Origin of the sequence: Shewanella pneumatophori (assembly GCF_023283895.1) — a bacterium.
GTDB lineage: Bacteria > Pseudomonadota > Gammaproteobacteria > Enterobacterales > Shewanellaceae > Shewanella > Shewanella pneumatophori.
Genome location: NZ_JAKILB010000023.1, coordinates 21,000 through 38,147, shown reverse-complemented (window position 1 = coordinate 38,147; position 17,148 = coordinate 21,000). Strand labels below are relative to the sequence as shown.

The 17,148-nt window shown below is 44.9% G+C and carries 29 protein-coding genes; all 29 read right to left on the bottom strand.

Features of this window, described 5'->3' with window-relative positions; translation table 11 throughout:
* Positions 1–1,934 precede the first annotated feature (1,934 nt).
* Positions 1,935–2,327 (bottom strand): 50S ribosomal protein L17, encoded by a 393-nt coding sequence (rplQ, locus tag L2740_RS20990; RefSeq protein WP_028767957.1) that lies wholly within the window; start codon positions 2,325–2,327, stop codon positions 1,935–1,937.
* A gap of 39 nt (positions 2,328–2,366) precedes the next feature.
* On the bottom strand, positions 2,367–3,356 hold the full coding sequence (locus tag L2740_RS20985) for a DNA-directed RNA polymerase subunit alpha (RefSeq protein ID WP_028767958.1): 990 nt from the start codon (positions 3,354–3,356) through the stop codon (positions 2,367–2,369).
* 24 nt (positions 3,357–3,380) lie between these two features.
* Positions 3,381–4,001 carry a 30S ribosomal protein S4 gene (gene rpsD, locus L2740_RS20980; protein WP_012153477.1) on the bottom strand — a complete coding sequence of 207 codons (621 nt, stop codon included), beginning with the start codon at positions 3,999–4,001 and terminating at the stop codon, positions 3,381–3,383.
* A 35-nt stretch (positions 4,002–4,036) separates the two neighbouring features.
* A complete protein-coding gene (gene rpsK / locus L2740_RS20975; protein WP_012153476.1) occupies positions 4,037–4,429 on the bottom strand; it encodes a 30S ribosomal protein S11 in 393 nt (130 codons plus the stop codon).
* A gap of 14 nt (positions 4,430–4,443) precedes the next feature.
* Positions 4,444–4,800: a 30S ribosomal protein S13 gene (rpsM, locus tag L2740_RS20970; protein WP_012153475.1), complete on the bottom strand. Its 357-nt coding sequence runs from the start codon at positions 4,798–4,800 to the stop codon at positions 4,444–4,446.
* 111 nt (positions 4,801–4,911) lie between these two features.
* Entirely contained in the window at positions 4,912–5,025 is a 114-nt protein-coding gene (gene rpmJ / locus L2740_RS20965) for a 50S ribosomal protein L36 (protein WP_006083579.1), read from the bottom strand.
* Positions 5,026–5,048: 23 nt separating this feature from the next.
* Positions 5,049–6,389 (bottom strand): preprotein translocase subunit SecY, encoded by a 1,341-nt coding sequence (secY, locus tag L2740_RS20960; protein WP_012153474.1) that lies wholly within the window; start codon positions 6,387–6,389, stop codon positions 5,049–5,051.
* Positions 6,390–6,396: 7 nt separating this feature from the next.
* Complete coding sequence (gene rplO / locus L2740_RS20955; protein ID WP_202723793.1) at positions 6,397–6,831, bottom strand: 50S ribosomal protein L15; 435 nt, start codon at positions 6,829–6,831, stop codon at positions 6,397–6,399.
* A gap of 1 nt (position 6,832) precedes the next feature.
* Complete coding sequence (gene rpmD, locus L2740_RS20950) at positions 6,833–7,018, bottom strand: 50S ribosomal protein L30 (RefSeq protein WP_020912153.1); 186 nt, start codon at positions 7,016–7,018, stop codon at positions 6,833–6,835.
* 6 nt (positions 7,019–7,024) lie between these two features.
* The gene (gene rpsE, locus L2740_RS20945) at positions 7,025–7,531 is read right to left on the bottom strand and encodes a 30S ribosomal protein S5 (RefSeq protein WP_012153471.1); all 507 of its coding nucleotides are present in this window, start codon (positions 7,529–7,531) and stop codon (positions 7,025–7,027) included.
* 13 nt (positions 7,532–7,544) lie between these two features.
* The gene (rplR, locus tag L2740_RS20940) at positions 7,545–7,895 is read right to left on the bottom strand and encodes a 50S ribosomal protein L18 (protein ID WP_012153470.1); all 351 of its coding nucleotides are present in this window, start codon (positions 7,893–7,895) and stop codon (positions 7,545–7,547) included.
* 11 nt (positions 7,896–7,906) lie between these two features.
* Positions 7,907–8,437: a 50S ribosomal protein L6 gene (rplF, locus tag L2740_RS20935; RefSeq protein ID WP_248472587.1), complete on the bottom strand. Its 531-nt coding sequence runs from the start codon at positions 8,435–8,437 to the stop codon at positions 7,907–7,909.
* A gap of 10 nt (positions 8,438–8,447) precedes the next feature.
* Entirely contained in the window at positions 8,448–8,840 is a 393-nt protein-coding gene (gene rpsH / locus L2740_RS20930; protein ID WP_202723796.1) for a 30S ribosomal protein S8, read from the bottom strand.
* Positions 8,841–8,864: 24 nt separating this feature from the next.
* Positions 8,865–9,170, bottom strand: a complete 306-nt coding sequence (rpsN, locus tag L2740_RS20925) for a 30S ribosomal protein S14 (protein ID WP_012153467.1) — start codon at positions 9,168–9,170, stop codon at positions 8,865–8,867.
* Positions 9,171–9,180: 10 nt separating this feature from the next.
* Positions 9,181–9,720 (bottom strand): 50S ribosomal protein L5, encoded by a 540-nt coding sequence (gene rplE, locus L2740_RS20920; RefSeq protein ID WP_028767967.1) that lies wholly within the window; start codon positions 9,718–9,720, stop codon positions 9,181–9,183.
* A gap of 13 nt (positions 9,721–9,733) precedes the next feature.
* Positions 9,734–10,048: a 50S ribosomal protein L24 gene (rplX, locus tag L2740_RS20915; protein WP_012153465.1), complete on the bottom strand. Its 315-nt coding sequence runs from the start codon at positions 10,046–10,048 to the stop codon at positions 9,734–9,736.
* An 11-nt stretch (positions 10,049–10,059) separates the two neighbouring features.
* Positions 10,060–10,428, bottom strand: a complete 369-nt coding sequence (rplN, locus tag L2740_RS20910; protein ID WP_011863976.1) for a 50S ribosomal protein L14 — start codon at positions 10,426–10,428, stop codon at positions 10,060–10,062.
* A 179-nt stretch (positions 10,429–10,607) separates the two neighbouring features.
* Positions 10,608–10,856 (bottom strand): 30S ribosomal protein S17, encoded by a 249-nt coding sequence (gene rpsQ, locus L2740_RS20905; RefSeq protein WP_202723799.1) that lies wholly within the window; start codon positions 10,854–10,856, stop codon positions 10,608–10,610.
* Positions 10,856–11,047 (bottom strand): 50S ribosomal protein L29, encoded by a 192-nt coding sequence (gene rpmC, locus L2740_RS20900; protein ID WP_012144642.1) that lies wholly within the window; start codon positions 11,045–11,047, stop codon positions 10,856–10,858. The genes rpsQ and rpmC overlap by 1 nt, the downstream gene beginning before the upstream one ends.
* Positions 11,047–11,457, bottom strand: a complete 411-nt coding sequence (gene rplP / locus L2740_RS20895; RefSeq protein ID WP_028767970.1) for a 50S ribosomal protein L16 — start codon at positions 11,455–11,457, stop codon at positions 11,047–11,049. The genes rpmC and rplP overlap by 1 nt, the downstream gene beginning before the upstream one ends.
* A gap of 11 nt (positions 11,458–11,468) precedes the next feature.
* Positions 11,469–12,158 (bottom strand): 30S ribosomal protein S3, encoded by a 690-nt coding sequence (gene rpsC / locus L2740_RS20890; protein ID WP_248951947.1) that lies wholly within the window; start codon positions 12,156–12,158, stop codon positions 11,469–11,471.
* 9 nt (positions 12,159–12,167) lie between these two features.
* Complete coding sequence (rplV, locus tag L2740_RS20885) at positions 12,168–12,500, bottom strand: 50S ribosomal protein L22 (RefSeq protein WP_012144645.1); 333 nt, start codon at positions 12,498–12,500, stop codon at positions 12,168–12,170.
* Positions 12,501–12,515: 15 nt separating this feature from the next.
* Positions 12,516–12,794, bottom strand: coding sequence for a 30S ribosomal protein S19 (gene rpsS / locus L2740_RS20880; protein WP_011863970.1), 279 nt, complete (start codon positions 12,792–12,794; stop codon positions 12,516–12,518).
* Positions 12,795–12,805: 11 nt separating this feature from the next.
* Positions 12,806–13,633: a 50S ribosomal protein L2 gene (gene rplB, locus L2740_RS20875; RefSeq protein ID WP_248472589.1), complete on the bottom strand. Its 828-nt coding sequence runs from the start codon at positions 13,631–13,633 to the stop codon at positions 12,806–12,808.
* A gap of 17 nt (positions 13,634–13,650) precedes the next feature.
* Complete coding sequence (gene rplW / locus L2740_RS20870) at positions 13,651–13,953, bottom strand: 50S ribosomal protein L23 (protein ID WP_202723802.1); 303 nt, start codon at positions 13,951–13,953, stop codon at positions 13,651–13,653.
* Positions 13,950–14,555: a 50S ribosomal protein L4 gene (gene rplD / locus L2740_RS20865; RefSeq protein ID WP_248472591.1), complete on the bottom strand. Its 606-nt coding sequence runs from the start codon at positions 14,553–14,555 to the stop codon at positions 13,950–13,952. Before rplD ends, rplW begins: the two co-directional genes overlap by 4 nt.
* 17 nt (positions 14,556–14,572) lie before the next feature.
* The gene (gene rplC, locus L2740_RS20860; RefSeq protein WP_248472593.1) at positions 14,573–15,211 is read right to left on the bottom strand and encodes a 50S ribosomal protein L3; all 639 of its coding nucleotides are present in this window, start codon (positions 15,209–15,211) and stop codon (positions 14,573–14,575) included.
* A gap of 27 nt (positions 15,212–15,238) precedes the next feature.
* Positions 15,239–15,550, bottom strand: coding sequence for a 30S ribosomal protein S10 (gene rpsJ, locus L2740_RS20855; RefSeq protein ID WP_005503530.1), 312 nt, complete (start codon positions 15,548–15,550; stop codon positions 15,239–15,241).
* Positions 15,551–15,911: 361 nt separating this feature from the next.
* Positions 15,912–17,096, bottom strand: a complete 1,185-nt coding sequence (tuf, locus tag L2740_RS20850; RefSeq protein ID WP_248472595.1) for an elongation factor Tu — start codon at positions 17,094–17,096, stop codon at positions 15,912–15,914.
* Positions 17,097–17,148 lie beyond the last annotated feature (52 nt).

Below are 17,148 nucleotides of genomic sequence, written 5' to 3'. Positions count from 1 at the left end.
ACAATACAAAACGGGGTCATAGTTATAATAACTACATGACACCAACAGCAGCTGAGATGGCCGCGTAAATACGCATCCCCTGTTGGTGTACAGTTTTAGTTGACCACATCACTACGCTCTACGCTCTACGCTCTACGCTCTACGCTCTACGCTCTACGCTCTACGCTCTACGCTCAGCAAAGACAGTAGCGCCTAGTAAAGCAATGTTTCAAACGCTAAGAACCGTATTTTCTAGTAGCTTCAACTTGTTTACGACTAACACAATCAACATCAGTGTCACAGGCAAGCTAAAGCTTTTGTTCGAGCTAACTTCTCTAGAATCATATTAGAACTACCTACTAGAGTTTAGGGCACTTTAGGCATCTATATATTCCTTGTACTGATCCCAACCTCTAGCAGTAACTGCACTACTAGCAACTGCACATGAAGAAGCGAAAATTGCAATTTGTTCAATCTACACGTTCTTACTAACTGAGCAGCGATACTCGCCAAGAAATTACAGTAACAATAATTGAAAAGACTACGCGAAGACATACAAAAGAAATTACCAAACTAAAGGTCAAATTTATTGTTCAGCTACAACTAACTCAGGCAAGAAGCCAGTCTCTAATTAATGACCAATAACCCTACAAAAAATTACCTCATTTACATGATGTCAAACCCATAAGCAGTGACTTGGCCTTAATATCCCACCGCAATGCTCTATAACCACAACTAACTCCTGCCATAGAAGCTTCTTATAGCTCTGCTACACCATTTCCCCTAATACCCAACAACGTATCCATTTACGGCTCATAAGGCTTATGAAGCGACCTATAGGGCTCTAGAATCTAACTTTAAGAACTGCGAAGAATTAATCCTTAGTTACTACTAGCCATGCTATAGCGTTTGCAGTATAAATCGATTTGCGTAAACACTGGTCTCGCTTAAGAGAATCCAAGTCTTGAAAATTGGATACTACTTCCGAAGTTTCAAAGAACAACAAAACCACGCAGCTTTAATTACAGATCAAATTAGAGCGAATCATCGTTTGCCTAACCGACAGTAACCTTTGCTATCAGATTTATTTCCCCGCAAGAGTTTCCGCTTTAGGGGAAAAGGTATTTGCAGGAAACGATATCTGTTTGCTGACAACAATACTTAAAAAACAATATCGCGATTAAACTTTTGGTGACCGGCTAACACAGCAGTCATCAACAAAAAGAAACTAGAAAGCAGAGAGCAAACAACTAAGTCGTAAAGCTCATAAGTCTGTTCTGTCAGAGCGAAACAAACCCTAAGTTAAAGCAATCATGAATCGATCAATTAGAGCCAAAACGTATGATATTCGTATTATGAGAAATACCCACTCTAGTGAATACCCGGTCTATCAAGATAGATAAGACGAAGCTTGATAATGCTATTTAAACGAATCCAGTATTACAGGAAATGACTAATCAACAACCTAACTGTTAAGGCAGCATCGGCACTTTGAACTTAACTTAACAGGTTAGTTCTTCTTCGGCTTCGCATACAGCGAGGTATGAATTTATCAACTCTGATTAACTTCAGCACAATAAATTAGATTATCTGCGTGCCGTTAAACTGATACCAATCAGTATCAGAATTTGATCTACTCGGAGAGTTCTTGGCAAACTAACTCAGGATGAATAACTGAAAGAATGGTCGCTCCCTTGCGAGTTATTCAACACGGAATTGGTGAATGTTATTAATGCACGACTATATGGATATAGGAGGTAGAGTAACGCATTAGCAGTTACCGAGGAGCAATTAATGACCTTGCTATCGATAGGCTGACTATGTAACAAGAGCGATAAGTGTGGGAATCAGAAAGCTATAAAAACTTTTTGAGTTATAGGAAGAAAGTATTTTGTCGGAATTACAGACATAAAAAAGGCCGAACAATTGTTCGGCCTTTTAAAACTAAGACTTATTTACTCTGCAGTGTCTTCAACAGCTACTGCTGCTTCAGGACGACCTACTAGTTCAATATACGCCATTGGCGCTTTGTCACCAGTACGTAGACCGCACTTAAGAATACGGGTGTATCCACCAGGACGTTCCTGGAAACGTGGACCCAATTCAGTAAATAACTTACCTACGACTTCAGCGTCGCGAGTACGAGCAAACGCCAAACGACGATTTGCAACGCTATCACTCTTAGCAAGTGTTATTAGAGGTTCAACTACGCGACGCAGTTCTTTCGCTTTAGCAACAGTAGTTTTGATCACTTCGTGACGAACTATTGAGCAAGCCATGTTACGGAACATAGCTTGGCGATGACTGCTGTTACGGTTTAGTTGACGACCACTCTTACGATGGCGCATGACCTAATCCTTATTACCTATATCTGTACTAATCTGGACTTAAAGGTCGTCTGCTAAACTAGCTGGAGGCCAGTTTTCTAGACGCATACCTAACGACAGTCCGCGAGACGCTAAAACATCCTTAATTTCAGTAAGAGATTTCTTACCTAAGTTAGGAGTCTTAAGCAACTCAACTTCAGTGCGTTGTACCAGATCGCCGATGTAATGAATCGCTTCAGCCTTCAAACAGTTGGCTGAACGTACAGTTAGCTCTAAATCGTCGACAGGACGCAACAATATCGGATCGAACTCCGGTTTCTCTTCTACTGGTGCAGTCTCAGTCACATCACGTAACTCAACAAACGCATCTAGCTGTTCTGCTAGAATTGTCGCTGAACGACGAATTGCTTCCTCAGGATCGATAGTACCGTTAGTAGTCATATCGATAACGAGTTTGTCTAAGTCTGTACGCTGTTCAACACGAGCTGCTTCAACATTGTATGCAATGCGAGCTACTGGTGAGAACGAAGAGTCAACCAACAAACGGCCGATAGGGCGATCATCGTCTTCAGTTTGTGCACGGGCAGAAGCCGGTACATAACCACGACCACGCTCTACGCGGATACGCATGCTGACGTCATTATTACCTGTCAAGTGACAGATAACATGGTCAGGATTCATGATAGTAACATCACCATCATGCGTGATATCTGCTGCAGTAACAGGGCCTGCGCCTGACTTACTTAGCGTAAGCATAGCTTCGTCTTTCCCTTCGATAACTACTGCTAAACCTTTAAGGTTTAATAGTATCTCTAGGATATCCTCTTGCACGCCTTCCTTGCTACTGTATTCATGCAGTACACCATCAATCTCTACTTCGGTAACCGCGCAGCCTGGCATAGACGACAATAGGATACGACGCAACGCGTTACCTAGAGTATGACCAAAACCACGCTCTAGCGGCTCCAGTGTAACCTTGGCACGTGTTGGATTAACCTGCTCGATATCAACGAGACGCGGTTTAAGAAATTCTGTAACAGAACCCTGCATTGTGTCCTCTCTTTTGTTTTAACCTTACTTAGAGTAAAGTTCGACGATCAGCTGTTCGTTAATTTCCGCAGACAAATCACTACGCTCAGGAATACGCTTGAAAGCACCTTCCATCTTAGTGTTGTCAACTTCAACCCATGTTGGCTTTTCGCGTTGAGCCGACACTTCTAAAGCCGCTTTAATACGAGCTTGAGTGCGTGACTTCTCGCGAACGCTCACTACATCATTCGCAGACACTTTGAATGATGGAATGTTAACGACGCTACCGTTAACCATAATTGATTTATGGCTAACTAGCTGACGTGATTCAGCGCGTGTTGCACCAAAGCCCATGCGATAAACTACGTTATCAAGACGGGTTTCTAAAAGAGTAAGTAGGTTTTCACCAGTGTTACCTTTAGTACGTGCAGCATCTTTGTAGTAGTTACGGAATTGCTTTTCTAGCACACCATAAATACGACGAACTTTTTGTTTCTCGCGTAGCTGAACACCATACTCAGACAAACGGGTCTTACGAGCGCCGTGTTGTCCAGGTGCAGTTTCAAGCTTACACTTCGAATCGATTGCTCTCACACCGCTCTTTAGGAAAAGGTCTGTACCTTCTCTGCGGCTGAGCTTGAGCTTTGGACCCAAGTATCTTGCCATGTTCTTTCTCCAACTATCCTATTAAAAACGACGAATTAAACGCGACGTTTCTTAGGAGGACGACAACCATTATGAGGGATAGGCGTCACATCGGTAATGTTAGTAATCTTGTAACCAACCGAGTTTAGTGCACGAATCGCTGATTCGCGTCCTGGACCTGGACCCTTCACAAAAACTTCTAGGTTTTTAACACCGTAGTCCTGAGCAGCAGTACCTGCGCGCTCAGCAGCAACCTGTGCAGCGAATGGGGTAGATTTACGTGAACCACGGAAACCTGAACCACCAGAAGTTGCCCAAGATAGTGCATTACCTTGACGATCTGTAATGGTAATAATTGTGTTGTTGAAAGACGCATGGATATGCGCCATACCATCAGCAACCTGTTTACGTACACGCTTACGCGGAGAACGTGACGGAACTTTAGCCATTTTGGATTACCCCGTTACTTTCTAATTGGTTTACGTGGACCTTTACGCGTACGCGCATTGGTCTTAGTACGTTGCCCACGAAGGGGAAGGCTACGACGATGGCGAAGGCCACGGTAACAACCAAGGTCCATAAGACGCTTGATGTTCATGGAAACTTCACGACGTAAATCACCTTCTACAATGTAGTTGGCAACTTCTTCGCGTAGAGTATCAATTTGAGCTTCGCTCAATTCCTTGATCTTAGCATCTTCAGCAATTGAAGTAGCCGCGCAAATAGCTTGTGCGCGAGTACGACCGATGCCGTAGATAGCAGTCAATGCAATGACTGTATGCTTTTGATCAGGAATGTTAATGCCAGCGATACGGGCCACTATGCACTCCTTAAGTTAAAGGTCATCTGTGAAAAGCCCGGTAGGATACTCGACAGACGACAATTTAGCAAATAATATTTTGACCAGCCCGGACTGGGCTGGCCAATTTTTTTAGCCTTGACGCTGTTTGTGTTTAGGTTCAACACAAATCACACGTACAACGCCACTACGCTTTACGATCTTGCAGTTACGGCAGATCTTCTTCACGGAAGCTCGAACTTTCATTTCATCACTCCGAGATTACTAGCTTAGCGACCAAAGCGATCTAAATTCGCTTTGTTTACCAAGTTAGCTTTCTTCATTACAGACTCATACTGATGAGACATCATATGCGTCTGAACCTGAGCCATGAAGTCCATGATTACGACTACCATAATTAGTAGTGAAGTACCGCCAAAATAGAACTGTACTTTCCACGCAATTAACATGAACTCCGGAATTAAGCAGATAAAGGTAATATACAACGCGCCTGCTAATGTCAAGCGAGTCATAACTTTATCAATGTAACGCGAAGTCTGTTCTCCAGGACGAATCCCGGGAATAAACGCACCACTCTTCTTCAGGTTATCAGCTGTTTCGCGAGGGTTAAACACCAACGCAGTATAGAAGAAACAGAAGAAAATAATCGCTGTTGCATATAATAATGAGTACAGCGGTTGTCCTGGTGACACAGCTAGTGAAAAATCACTTAACCATGACATGGACTCATTTTGACCAAACCACTGAGCCAGTGTGCCTGGGAACAAAATGATGCTGGACGCAAAAATAGGCGGGATAACACCAGCCATATTAATCTTAAGTGGTAAATGAGTACTTTGCGCTGCAAACACCTTACGGCCCTGCTGACGCTTAGCATAGTTAACAACGATACGACGTTGTCCACGCTCAACGAATACCACAAAATAAGTGACAGCGAAAACAATCACTGCCAGCAACAACAATACTAGTACATTCAAGTCGCCTTGACGCGCCTGCTCGGCTGTTTGGCCGATAGCAGATGGCAGACCAGCAACAATACCTGCGAAAATAAGAATCGAGATACCGTTACCTATGCCTCTTTCGGTAATTTGCTCACCTAGCCACATTAGGAACATAGTTCCCGTTACTAAGCTTACAACAGCAACAAAGTAGAAGCTAAATCCTAGGTTAACAACTAACCCTGGAACTAGGTTCGGAAGACCTGTTGCGATACCGATTGCCTGGAATGTACCCAGGACCAATGTGCCGTATCGAGTATATTGACTGATTTTCTTACGTCCAGACTCGCCTTCTTTTTTCAATTCAGCGAGTGCAGGATGTACCACAGTCAACAACTGCATAATAATCGATGCCGAAATATACGGCATGATACCTAATGCAAAGATAGAGGCACGTTCAAGGGCACCACCAGAGAACATGTTAAACATGCCTAGGATGGTCCCCTTTTGCTGATTAAACAGCTCTGCTAGTACAGCAGCGTCAATACCAGGAATTGGTACAAACGAACCGGCTCTAAAGACGATAATTGCACCAATCACGAACAGGAGACGGGTTTTCAATTCTGATAAACCGCCCTTCGCGCTTTTTAAATCAAGTCCTGGTTTTGCCATCGACGTATTATTCCTCGATCTTGCCACCGGCAGCTTCAATAGCTGCACGTGCACCTTTGGTTACCTTCAGACCTTTAACGGTCACTGGGCGCTCAATGGTACCTGAAAGAACGATTTTAGCAAACTGTATGTTGCGAGTAACTAGATTCGCATCTTTCAGCGCATTTAGGTCGATAACATCACCGTTAACTTTAGCTAATTCGCCAACGCGAATTTCAGCTGATACCAACGCAGTACGCGAGGTAAAACCGAACTTAGGTAGACGGATCTTAAGTGGCATCTGACCACCCTCGAAACCTACGCGAACACCGCCGCCAGAACGAGACTTCTGACCTTTGTGACCACGACCTGCAGTTTTACCAAGGCCTGAACCGATACCGCGACCTACACGCTTAGCTGCTGATTTAGCACCTGCAGCAGGTGATAGAGTATTTAGACGCATCTTATACTTCCTCCACCGAAACCATGTAGTAAACCTTGTTAATCATACCGCGAACAGAAGGAGTATCTTCTAGTTCAACAGTGTGATTAATGCGGCGTAGACCTAGACCAGTCAAAGTTGCACGGTGCTTTGGTAAGCGGCCGATAGAACTCTTGGTCTGAGTTACTTTTAGTGTTTTAGTAGCCATGGTGCATTAACCTCGAATTTCAGTAACATTCAGGCCACGCTTAGCTGCGATTTGTGAAGGTGATTTCATATTCACCAACGCATCTACAGTAGCGCGAACGATGTTGATCGGGTTAGTAGAACCGTATGCTTTTGACAGAACGTTATGAACGCCTGCTACTTCCAATACGGCACGCATTGCGCCACCGGCAATAATACCGGTACCGTCAGAGGCTGGTTGCATGTAAACACGTGAACCAGTGTGACGACCCTTTACAGGGTGGTGCAAAGTACCATTGTTCAATTCAACGTTTACAATGTTACGGCGAGCCTTTTCCATTGCTTTCTGAATTGCTGCTGGTACTTCACGCGCTTTACCATAGCCATAGCCAACTTTACCATTACCATCACCCACTACTGTTAGTGCAGTGAAGCTAAAGATACGTCCGCCTTTAACTACTTTAGAAACACGATTAACTGCAACTAATTTCTCTTGCAGATCGTCTTTTTGCTGTTGAGCTTCAAATTTAGCCATTTTTCATCATTCCTTAGAACTTAAGGCCAGCTTCACGAGCAGCGTCTGCTAATGCAGCAACGCGACCGTGATACTTGAAGCCGGAACGATCGAATGCAACTACAGCAACGCCTTTTTCGATAGCGCGCTCAGCAACGGTTTTGCCCACTACTTTAGCTGCATCTACGTTACCAGTGTACTTTAGCTGCTCGGTTACTGCTTTTTCAGCAGTAGAAGCTGCCGCCAACACTACGTTTTCAGGACTGATGACCTGAGCGTAAGTGTGACGTGGTGTACGATGTACAACCAGACGATTAACGCCCAGCTCTTGGATCTTCTTACGGGCACGTAGAGCGCGGCGTAAGCGAGATGTTTTCTTATCCATATCGTATTACCTTACTTCTTCTTAGCCTCTTTACGGCGTACTTGTTCATCGGAATAACGAACACCTTTACCTTTGTAAGGTTCTGGTGGACGGTAACCGCGAATCTCAGCTGCTACTTGTCCGATCAACTGCTTATCAGTACCAGAAAGTACGATTTCAGTTTGAGTTGGACATTCAGCTGTTACGCCGTCTGGAAGTTTGTGAACTAAAGGATGTGAGAAACCTAGAGTCAAGTCGACGTCTTTACCAGCAAGTTTTGCACGGTAACCAACACCAACAAGAGTCAGCTTCTTAACGAAACCTTCAGAAACACCAACAACCATGTTGTTGATTAATGCACGAGCTGTACCAGCTTGAGCAGCGGTTTTAGCGCTTTCAACTGGTGAACACTTGATTTCATTGTCTTCAACAACAACAGAAACGTCAGCATTAATAACTCGAGTCAAACTACCTTTAGGACCTTTTACGGTGATAGTTTGTTCGTTTAAAGTCACTTCTACGCCTGCAGGGATAGCGACTGGTGCTTTTGCGACACGAGACATTGCTAGCTCCTTATGCTACGTAGCAGATAACTTCCCCACCCATGCCATTTTGGCGGGCAGTACGATCAGTCATCAAACCTTTAGAAGTGGACACGATAGCGACACCCAGTCCGCCCATAACCTTTGGAAGATCGTTTTTACCTTTGTAAATACGAAGACCAGGACGGCTAACGCGCTGGATAGTCTCAACGACTGGCTGACCTTGGAAATACTTTAAAGTGATTTCCAATTCAGGCTTGGCTTCATCTGCTACGGCGTAGTCAGTGATGTAACCTTCTTCTTTAAGCATTTTCGCGATAGCGATTTTTAGCTTAGCAGATGGCATCTTCACAGATACGTGTTTAGCAGCTTGGCCGTTACGAATACGTGTTAACATATCCGCAATAGGATCTTGCATGCTCATATTAGCTTACTCCGTGACAAGTGCTTACCAGCTGGCCTTGCGAAGACCAGGAACTTCACCGCGCATAGTTGCTTCACGTAATTTAATACGGCTAAGGCCGAATTTACGTAGGAAACCATGTGGGCGACCAGTTTGACTACAACGATTACGCTGACGCGCTGCGCTAGAGTCACGTGGTAGAGCTTGTAACTTAAGTACTGCATCCCAACGGTCATCATCAGATGTAGTTGGACTGCTAATGATAGCTTTAAGTGCAGCGCGCTTTTCAGCGAACTTAGCTACGAGCTGTGCACGTTTTGCTTCACGTGCTTTCATTGAACTTTTTGCCATTACGCTACCCTTATTTCTTGAATGGGAAGTTAAAGCCTTCAAGCAAAGCTCGGCCTTCTTCGTCATTCTTCGCAGAAGTAGTGATTACAATATCCATACCGCGGATCTTATCGATTTTATCGTATTGGATCTCTGGGAAGATAATTTGCTCACGTACGCCCATCGCATAGTTACCACGGCCGTCGAACGACTTAGCGCTCAAACCACGGAAGTCACGGATACGCGGGATTGCGATATCAACTAAACGCTCTAAGAATTCCCACATACGCTCGCCGCGTAGTGTAACCTTACAGCCGATTGGGTAGCCTTCACGGATTTTAAAACCAGCAACTGACTTACGAGCTACAGTCACTACTGGCTTTTGACCAGCGATAGCAGTCATGTCACGAAGCGCATGCTCCATAACTTTCTTATCTGCTACTGCTTCGCCAACACCCATATTAAGGGTGATCTTTTCAATCCGAGGGACTTGCATGACACTGGTAAAACCGAACTTTTTAGCAAGTTCAGGACTAACAGTCTCTTTGTATTTATCATGCAGTTTCGCCATCGTTTACTCCAAATTACTTAACGAGTTCACTGTTCGACTTAAAGAAACGGACTTTTTTGCCGTCTTCAAATCGGAAACCAACGCGATCAGCTTTGCCAGTGGCAGAGTTGAAAATCGCTACGTTTGATGCTTGTATAGGTGCTTCTTGCTCAACAATACCGCCAGCTACGCCCAATTGTGGGTTTGGCTTTTGGTGTTTCTTAACAAGGTTGATACCTTCTACAATTAATTTACCAGTTGGAAGAACCTGAGAAACCTTACCGCGTTTACCCTGGTCTTTACCTGCTAGTACAATTACTTCGTCTTGACGACGTATTTTAGCTGCCATTTTGAAGCTCCTTACAGTACTTCTGGTGCCAATGACACAATCTTCATAAACTGCTCAGTACGCAGTTCACGTGTCACAGGTCCAAAGATACGAGTACCAATCGGTGCAAGGTTTGCGTTTAGCAATACCGCTGCATTCCGATCGAAGCGAATGACAGAACCGTCTGGACGACGTACGCCTTTCTTAGTACGGACTACCACCGCGTTATATACATCACCTTTCTTCGCTTTACCGCGAGGAATTGCTTCTTTTACAGAAACCTTGATGACGTCGCCGATACCGGCATAACGACGATGAGAGCCACCCAAGACCTTAATACACTGAACTCTACGAGCGCCACTGTTACAGGCGACTTCTAGAGTCGATTGCATTTGGATCATTTTAAGTGCTCCGCTATCGTTACTTACAATCCCACAAAGGGGCTACATTTCAACCTAATTTCGACTCTAATTTAGTCAAAATTGGCGCGCAAGTGTAACACCTATAAATAGGAATAGATAGTACTAAAAATAAAAACGGCCCCAACTTTAGGAGCCGTTTGCTTAAATACCTAATAAGCTTAGGCTTTTGATACTACTTCAACCAGAGTCCAAGACTTAGTCTTTGACAGCGGACGGCATTCGCGAATAGTCACGATATCGCCAGCATTACACTGATTTTGTTCGTCATGTGCATGAATCTTAGTAGTGCGCTTGATAAACTTACCGTATAAAGGGTGTTTAACCTTACGCTCAATAGCTACAGTGATAGACTTGTCCATCTTGTCGCTAAGTACTCGACCTTGCAAAGTACGGATATTATCAGACATTATGCACCCGCCTTAGAAGTAATAATGGTCTTTACGCGCGCAATGTTGCGACGCACGATTTTAAGCTGATGAGTCTGAGTCAACTGACCAGTGGCGTGTTGCATACGCAGATTAAACTGCTCACGCAGCAGACCAAGCAGTTCAGCGTTCAGTTCTTCAACGCTCTTTTCTGTTAGTTCGCTCGCTTTCATTACATCACCGTCTTAGTTACGAAGGTAGTCTTTAGAGGTAGTTTAGCAGCAGCTAGAGCAAAAGCTTCACGAGCTAGAGCTTCAGATACACCATTCATCTCATAAAGAACCTTACCTGGTTGAATCTGGCAAACCCAGTATTCAACGTTACCCTTACCTTTACCCATACGCACTTCAAGAGGCTTAGAAGTAATTGGCTTGTCAGGGAATACGCGGATCCAGATCTGACCTTGACGTTTAATGTGACGTGTCATAGCACGACGCGCAGCTTCGATTTGACGAGCAGTTAGACGACCACGTCCAACAGCTTTCAAACCGAATTCACCGAAGCTAACTTCAGTGCCGTTCGCTAGACCGCGGTTGCGGCCCTTGAACATTTTGCGAAACTTCATTCTTTTTGGTTGCAGCATTGCCAGCTCTCCTATTTACCGCGAGGCTTACGCTTCGGCTGCTGTTTCGGCTCTTCGTGCTGAGGTAGAACGCCGTCTAGAACTTCGCCTTTGAAGACCCAAACTTTAACGCCAATCACACCGTATTGAGTGTGACTCTCAGAAGTAGAATAGTCGATATCAGCACGCAGTGTATGCAAAGGTACACGACCTTCACGATACCACTCTGAACGCGCAATCTCAGCGCCGCCTAGACGGCCACTCACTTCAACTTTGATACCCTTAGCACCAAGACGCATTGCGTTTTGTACTGCGCGCTTCATAGCACGACGGAACATAACACGACGCTCTAGTTGCGAAGCGATGCCATCGGCAACAAGCTTAGCATCTAGCTCTGGCTTACGGATTTCAGCGATGTTGATTTGAGCTGGAATACCAGTCAACTTCGCAACTGCGTTGCGTAGCTTCTCAACGTCTTCGCCTTTTTTACCAATCACAACACCTGGACGGGCAGTGTGAATAGTAACGCGAACACTCTTAGCTGGACGCTCGATAACAATCTTAGAAACTGATGCTTGCTGAAGTTTCTTTTCTAGAAACTTACGCACTTCCCAGTCACTGCTCAAGTTATTGGCATAGTCTGACTTGTCAGCGTACCAGGTCGAGATCCAAGGCTTAGTGATACCCAGACGGATACCATTAGGATGTACTTTCTGTCCCATTGCTAACTCCTAGCGATCTGATACAACCACAGTAATGTGGCTGGTACGCTTGATTATACGATCAGCACGGCCTTTAGCACGTGGCATGATACGCTTCATAGTTGGACCTTCATCGATCATAATCGCTCCAACTCTTAGTTCGTCAATGTCAGCACCTTCATTGTGCTCAGCATTAGCGATTGCAGAGTCCAGTACTTTTTTAACAAGTACTGCAGCTTTTTTAGGGCTGAAAGTTAGAATTTCGAGAGCCTTAGCAACAGGCAGTCCACGGATTTGATCTGCAACCAAACGACACTTTTGAGGCGACGTACGGGCAAAACGATGTTTAGCTAAAACTTCCATCTTATGTCTCCCGTATTAACGCTTCTTCGCTTTCTTATCAGCAGCATGGCCGCGATAAGTGCGAGTTGGTGAAAATTCACCAAGCTTGTGGCCGATCATTTCGTCAGTTACGAACACAGGTACGTGCTGACGACCATTATGGACAGCGATGGTCATTCCAATCATGTTAGGAATGATCATAGAGCGACGAGACCAAGTCTTAATAGGCTTCTTGTCTCCAGCTTCCATCGCTTTCTCTACCTTCTTCAGCAAGTGTAGGTCAATGAATGGACCTTTCTTGAGAGAACGTGGCATGGCGAATCCTCTTACTTTTTATTGCGACGACGTACAATGTACTTGTCGGTGCGTTTGTTACTACGAGTCTTATAACCCTTAGTTGGCATACCCCAAGGTGATACAGGGTGACGGCCACCAGAAGTACGGCCTTCACCACCACCATGTGGGTGATCTACTGGGTTCATTGCAACACCACGAACTGTAGGGCGTACGCCTCTCCAGCGCTTAGCACCAGCTTTACCTAACTGGCGTAGCATGTGCTCGGCATTACCAACTTCACCAAATGTCGCGCGGCAATCAACAGGTACTTTACGCATTTCGCCAGAGCGAAGACGTAGAGTAGCGTATGCGCCATCACGAGCAATAACTTGTACATAAGCACCAGCTGAACGCGCGATCTGAGCACCTTTACCAGGCTTCATTTCTACTGCGTGCACTACGCTACCCACAGGGATATTACGTAGAGGCATAGCGTTACCGGTCTTAATCTCTGCATCGATACCAGACTGGATCTTATCACCAGCTTGCATGCCTTTAGCAGCAAGGATATAACGACGCTCACCGTCAGCGTATAGTACCAATGCGATGTTAGCTGTACGGTTTGGATCATATTCCAAACGTTCAACCTTCGCAGGGATACCGTCTTTGTTACGCTTAAAGTCGATTAGACGATAATGTTGCTTATGTCCGCCACCAACGTGACGTACAGTGATGCGACCAGTATTGTTACGGCCACCACTTTTTGATTTTTTCGCCAACAGGCCTGCAAAAGGTTTACCTTTATGCAAATCGCTGTTCACCACTTTAACTACGTGGCGACGACCTGGAGAGGTTGGCTTACACTTAATAACTGCCATGATAATTCTCCTAATGCTTACTCAGCGCCGCCGACGAAATCGATGTCAGCACCAGCAGCTAAGGTAACGTAAGCTTTTTTCCAATCGCTACGACGGCCAGTACGGGCACCGTGACGCTTAGTTTTGCCTTTGTTAACCAAAGTACGAACTGTATCAACTTCAACTTCAAATAGCTGTGCTACTGCAGCTTTAACTTCAGCTTTAGTTGCATCGATAGCTACACGGAAAACTACCGTGTTGTTATTTTCTGCATTCACAGTGCTCTTCTCAGAGATGTGTGGTGCAAGAATAACTTTTAGCAAACGTTCTTGGCTTATCATCCCAGCATCTCCTCGATTTGCTTAATAGCTTCAGCAGTAACTAGTACTTTGTTGAAAGCGATAAGGCTAACTGGATCAATACCAGCAACATCACGCACGTCAACTTTGTACAGGTTGCGAGCAGCTAAGAACAAGTTCTCGTCAACTTCTGGAGTAACAATCAACACGTCTTCTAGTTGCATTTCAGTCAGTTTAGCTTTTAGCTCTTTAGTTTTAGGAGCTTCAACACCGAACGACTCAACAACGATAAGACGGTCTTGACGTACCAATTCAGAGAAAATGCTTTTCAGCGCTCCGCGGTACATCTTTTTGTTAACTTTTTGGCTGTGATCTTGTGTTTTAGCAGCGAAAGTTACGCCACCGCCACGCCAGATTGGGCCTTTAACAGTACCAGCACGTGCACGGCCAGTACCTTTTTGGCGCCAAGGCTTTTTGCCTGAGCCAGTTACTTCTGCGCGAGTCTTTTGAGCACGAGTGCCCTGACGCGCGTTTGCAGCGTAAGCTACAACTACCTGATGAACCAGTGCTTCATTAAAGTCACGGCCAAAGGTAGCTTCGGAAACTTCAAGAGCACTCTGTGCGTCTTTCAATACCAATTCCATTACTATCTCCTCAGACCTTAAGCTTTAACAGCTGGTTTGATGATCAGGTCGCCATTAGTAGCGCCTGGAACTGCACCCTTAACCAATAGCAGGTTACGTTCAACATCTACACGTACAACGTCTAGATTTTGAGTAGTAACGCGCTCTGCACCCATGTGGCCAGACATTTTCTTACCTTTGAAAACGCGACCAGGTGTTTGGTTTTGACCAATAGAACCGTTAGCTCTATGTGCCAGTGAGTTACCATGTGTTGCATCTTGAGTACGGAAGTTCCAACGCTTAATACCGCCTTGGAAGCCCTTACCTTTTGATTGACCAGTAACATCAACTTTCGCTATGTCAGCGAAGATATCTACATTAAGCTCAGCACCAACTTCGATGCCTTCGCCTTCACCATCTGCCAAACGCATTTCCCATAAACCACGACCGGCTTCAACGCCTGCCTTAGCAAAGTGACCTGCTTCTGGTTTAGTGATGCGATTAGCTTTTTTGGTACCAGTAGTAACTTGAAGTGCACGGTAACCATCTGTATCCAAAGTTCTCACTTGGGTTACGCGGTTAGCAGCAATTTCAATTACTGTTACAGGTACCGACGCGCCATCTTCATTGAAGATGCGAGTCATACCTACTTTACGACCGATAAGACCGATAGCCATCTCTCAAACCTCTTCTAAGGATCTCAATTAACCCAAGCTAATCTGAACGTCAACACCAGCCGCAAGATCTAAACGCATAAGTGCGTCTACAGTCTTCTCAGTCGGCTCTACGATGTCAACAAGACGCTTGTGAGTACGTAGTTCGTACTGATCACGTGCATCTTTATTAACGTGTGGAGAAGTCAAAATGGTATAACGTTCTTTACGCGTTGGTAGTGGAATTGGACCACGAACCTGCGCGCCGGTACGCTTAGCAGTTTCAACGATTTCCGCAGTAGACTGATCAATCAAACGATGATCAAATCCTTTTAGGCGGATACGGATTCTTTGGTTCTGCATTGACCAGAGCTCCTAAAATGTACACAAAAAAATCACCCTCAAGCAATTTTCCTTATAGGAAAAGCCGAGTGAAATGATTTAGCCGTTCGACTCACAATCGGAGTCGCTGTTTTTTTACGTCAAACCCGAAGGCAGACCAATTTAAATCGCCTAATGGTTAAGGCGAGGGGCTATTATACTGATTTCAACGTTGAGATCAAGCCCGTTGTGTGAAATACCGTCAAATTAACTGTTTTCACCAAAGTTGCGCCATTATACATAGTCGGATCGGGAATACTAGCCCTGCCCTCACTTTTCTTTAGGCAATAAAAAAGGCAGCCTAAGCTGCCTTTTTCTGTATCGAGTTAAGACTCGTTGCTAATTAAGCAACGATCTCAGCTACAACACCAGCACCAACTGTACGGCCACCTTCACGGATTGCGAAGCGTAAACCTTCGTCCATCGCGATTGGGCAGATTAGAGTAACAGTCATAGCTACGTTGTCACCAGGCATTACCATCTCAACGCCTTCTGGCAATTCGATAGTACCGGTTACGTCAGTTGTACGGAAGTAGAACTGTGGACGGTAGCCTTTGAAGAATGGAGTGTGACGTCCACCTTCTTCTTTAGACAGAACGTAGATTTCTGACTTGAAAGTAGTGTGTGGAGTGATTGAACCTGGAGCAGCTAGTACTTGACCACGTTCTACTTCTTCACGCTTGATACCACGTAGAAGAACACCACAGTTCTCGCCAGCACGACCTTCGTCTAGAAGCTTACGGAACATTTCAACACCAGTACAAGTAGACTTAGTTGTATCTTTGATACCAACGATTTCTACTTCTTCACCTACTTTGATGATACCGCGCTCTACACGACCAGTAACAACAGTACCACGACCAGCGATAGAGAATACGTCTTCGATTGGAAGAATGAATGCACCATCGATAGCACGCTCTGGCTCAGGGATGTATGTATCTAGAGCTTCAGCTAGTTCAAGAATCTTAGCTTCCCACTCTGGCTCGCCTTCAAGAGCTTTAAGTGCAGAACCTTGGATAACTGGTAGGTCATCACCTGGGAAGTCGTATTCAGATAGAAGTTCACGAACTTCCATTTCTACTAGTTCTAGAAGTTCTTCGTCATCTACCATGTCACACTTGTTCATGAATACGATGATGAATGGTACACCAACCTGACGTGAAAGCAGGATGTGCTCACGTGTTTGTGGCATTGGGCCATCTGTAGAAGCTACTACTAGGATAGCGCCGTCCATCTGTGCAGCACCAGTGATCATGTTTTTAACATAATCCGCGTGACCTGGACAGTCTACGTGTGCGTAGTGACGTGATGGAGTATCGTATTCGATGTGAGAAGTATTAATTGTAATACCACGCTCACGCTCTTCTGGAGCGTTATCGATCTGTGCGAAATCACGTACAGTACCACCGAAGCTCTTAGTAAGAACTGCAGAGATAGCAGCAGTTAGAGTAGTTTTACCATGGTCAACGTGTCCGATAGTACCAACGTTAACGTGCGGTTTTACGCGTTCAAATTTTTCTTTAGCCACGATATATTCCTTTCTTTTCAGAAAATGCTCGGCTTAAAACCGAGCAATAGCA

What these genes read in the sequence shown, in the direction of transcription:
- rplQ (WP_028767957.1), bottom strand. Translation starts at nt 2,327, where the DNA reads ATGCGCCATCGTAAGAGTGGTCGTCAACTAAACCGTAACAGCAGTCAT.
- L2740_RS20985 (WP_028767958.1), bottom strand. Translation starts at nt 3,356, where the DNA reads ATGCAGGGTTCTGTTACAGAATTTCTTAAACCGCGTCTCGTTGATATC.
- rpsD (WP_012153477.1), bottom strand. Translation starts at nt 4,001, where the DNA reads ATGGCAAGATACTTGGGTCCAAAGCTCAAGCTCAGCCGCAGAGAAGGT.
- rpsK (WP_012153476.1), bottom strand. Translation starts at nt 4,429, where the DNA reads ATGGCTAAAGTTCCGTCACGTTCTCCGCGTAAGCGTGTACGTAAACAG.
- rpmJ (WP_006083579.1), bottom strand. Translation starts at nt 5,025, where the DNA reads ATGAAAGTTCGAGCTTCCGTGAAGAAGATCTGCCGTAACTGCAAGATC.
- secY (WP_012153474.1), bottom strand. Translation starts at nt 6,389, where the DNA reads ATGGCAAAACCAGGACTTGATTTAAAAAGCGCGAAGGGCGGTTTATCA.
- rplO (WP_202723793.1), bottom strand. Translation starts at nt 6,831, where the DNA reads ATGCGTCTAAATACTCTATCACCTGCTGCAGGTGCTAAATCAGCAGCT.
- rpmD (WP_020912153.1), bottom strand. Translation starts at nt 7,018, where the DNA reads ATGGCTACTAAAACACTAAAAGTAACTCAGACCAAGAGTTCTATCGGC.
- rpsE (WP_012153471.1), bottom strand. Translation starts at nt 7,531, where the DNA reads ATGGCTAAATTTGAAGCTCAACAGCAAAAAGACGATCTGCAAGAGAAA.
- rplR (WP_012153470.1), bottom strand. Translation starts at nt 7,895, where the DNA reads ATGGATAAGAAAACATCTCGCTTACGCCGCGCTCTACGTGCCCGTAAG.
- rplF (WP_248472587.1), bottom strand. Translation starts at nt 8,437, where the DNA reads ATGTCTCGTGTCGCAAAAGCACCAGTCGCTATCCCTGCAGGCGTAGAA.
- rpsH (WP_202723796.1), bottom strand. Translation starts at nt 8,840, where the DNA reads ATGAGCATGCAAGATCCTATTGCGGATATGTTAACACGTATTCGTAAC.
- rpsN (WP_012153467.1), bottom strand. Translation starts at nt 9,170, where the DNA reads ATGGCAAAAAGTTCAATGAAAGCACGTGAAGCAAAACGTGCACAGCTC.
- rplE (WP_028767967.1), bottom strand. Translation starts at nt 9,720, where the DNA reads ATGGCGAAACTGCATGATAAATACAAAGAGACTGTTAGTCCTGAACTT.
- rplX (WP_012153465.1), bottom strand. Translation starts at nt 10,048, where the DNA reads ATGGCAGCTAAAATACGTCGTCAAGACGAAGTAATTGTACTAGCAGGT.
- rplN (WP_011863976.1), bottom strand. Translation starts at nt 10,428, where the DNA reads ATGATCCAAATGCAATCGACTCTAGAAGTCGCCTGTAACAGTGGCGCT.
- rpsQ (WP_202723799.1), bottom strand. Translation starts at nt 10,856, where the DNA reads ATGTCTGATAATATCCGTACTTTGCAAGGTCGAGTACTTAGCGACAAG.
- rpmC (WP_012144642.1), bottom strand. Translation starts at nt 11,047, where the DNA reads ATGAAAGCGAGCGAACTAACAGAAAAGAGCGTTGAAGAACTGAACGCT.
- rplP (WP_028767970.1), bottom strand. Translation starts at nt 11,457, where the DNA reads ATGCTGCAACCAAAAAGAATGAAGTTTCGCAAAATGTTCAAGGGCCGC.
- rpsC (WP_248951947.1), bottom strand. Translation starts at nt 12,158, where the DNA reads ATGGGACAGAAAGTACATCCTAATGGTATCCGTCTGGGTATCACTAAG.
- rplV (WP_012144645.1), bottom strand. Translation starts at nt 12,500, where the DNA reads ATGGAAGTTTTAGCTAAACATCGTTTTGCCCGTACGTCGCCTCAAAAG.
- rpsS (WP_011863970.1), bottom strand. Translation starts at nt 12,794, where the DNA reads ATGCCACGTTCTCTCAAGAAAGGTCCATTCATTGACCTACACTTGCTG.
- rplB (WP_248472589.1), bottom strand. Translation starts at nt 13,633, where the DNA reads ATGGCAGTTATTAAGTGTAAGCCAACCTCTCCAGGTCGTCGCCACGTA.
- rplW (WP_202723802.1), bottom strand. Translation starts at nt 13,953, where the DNA reads ATGATAAGCCAAGAACGTTTGCTAAAAGTTATTCTTGCACCACACATC.
- rplD (WP_248472591.1), bottom strand. Translation starts at nt 14,555, where the DNA reads ATGGAATTGGTATTGAAAGACGCACAGAGTGCTCTTGAAGTTTCCGAA.
- rplC (WP_248472593.1), bottom strand. Translation starts at nt 15,211, where the DNA reads ATGGCTATCGGTCTTATCGGTCGTAAAGTAGGTATGACTCGCATCTTC.
- rpsJ (WP_005503530.1), bottom strand. Translation starts at nt 15,550, where the DNA reads ATGCAGAACCAAAGAATCCGTATCCGCCTAAAAGGATTTGATCATCGT.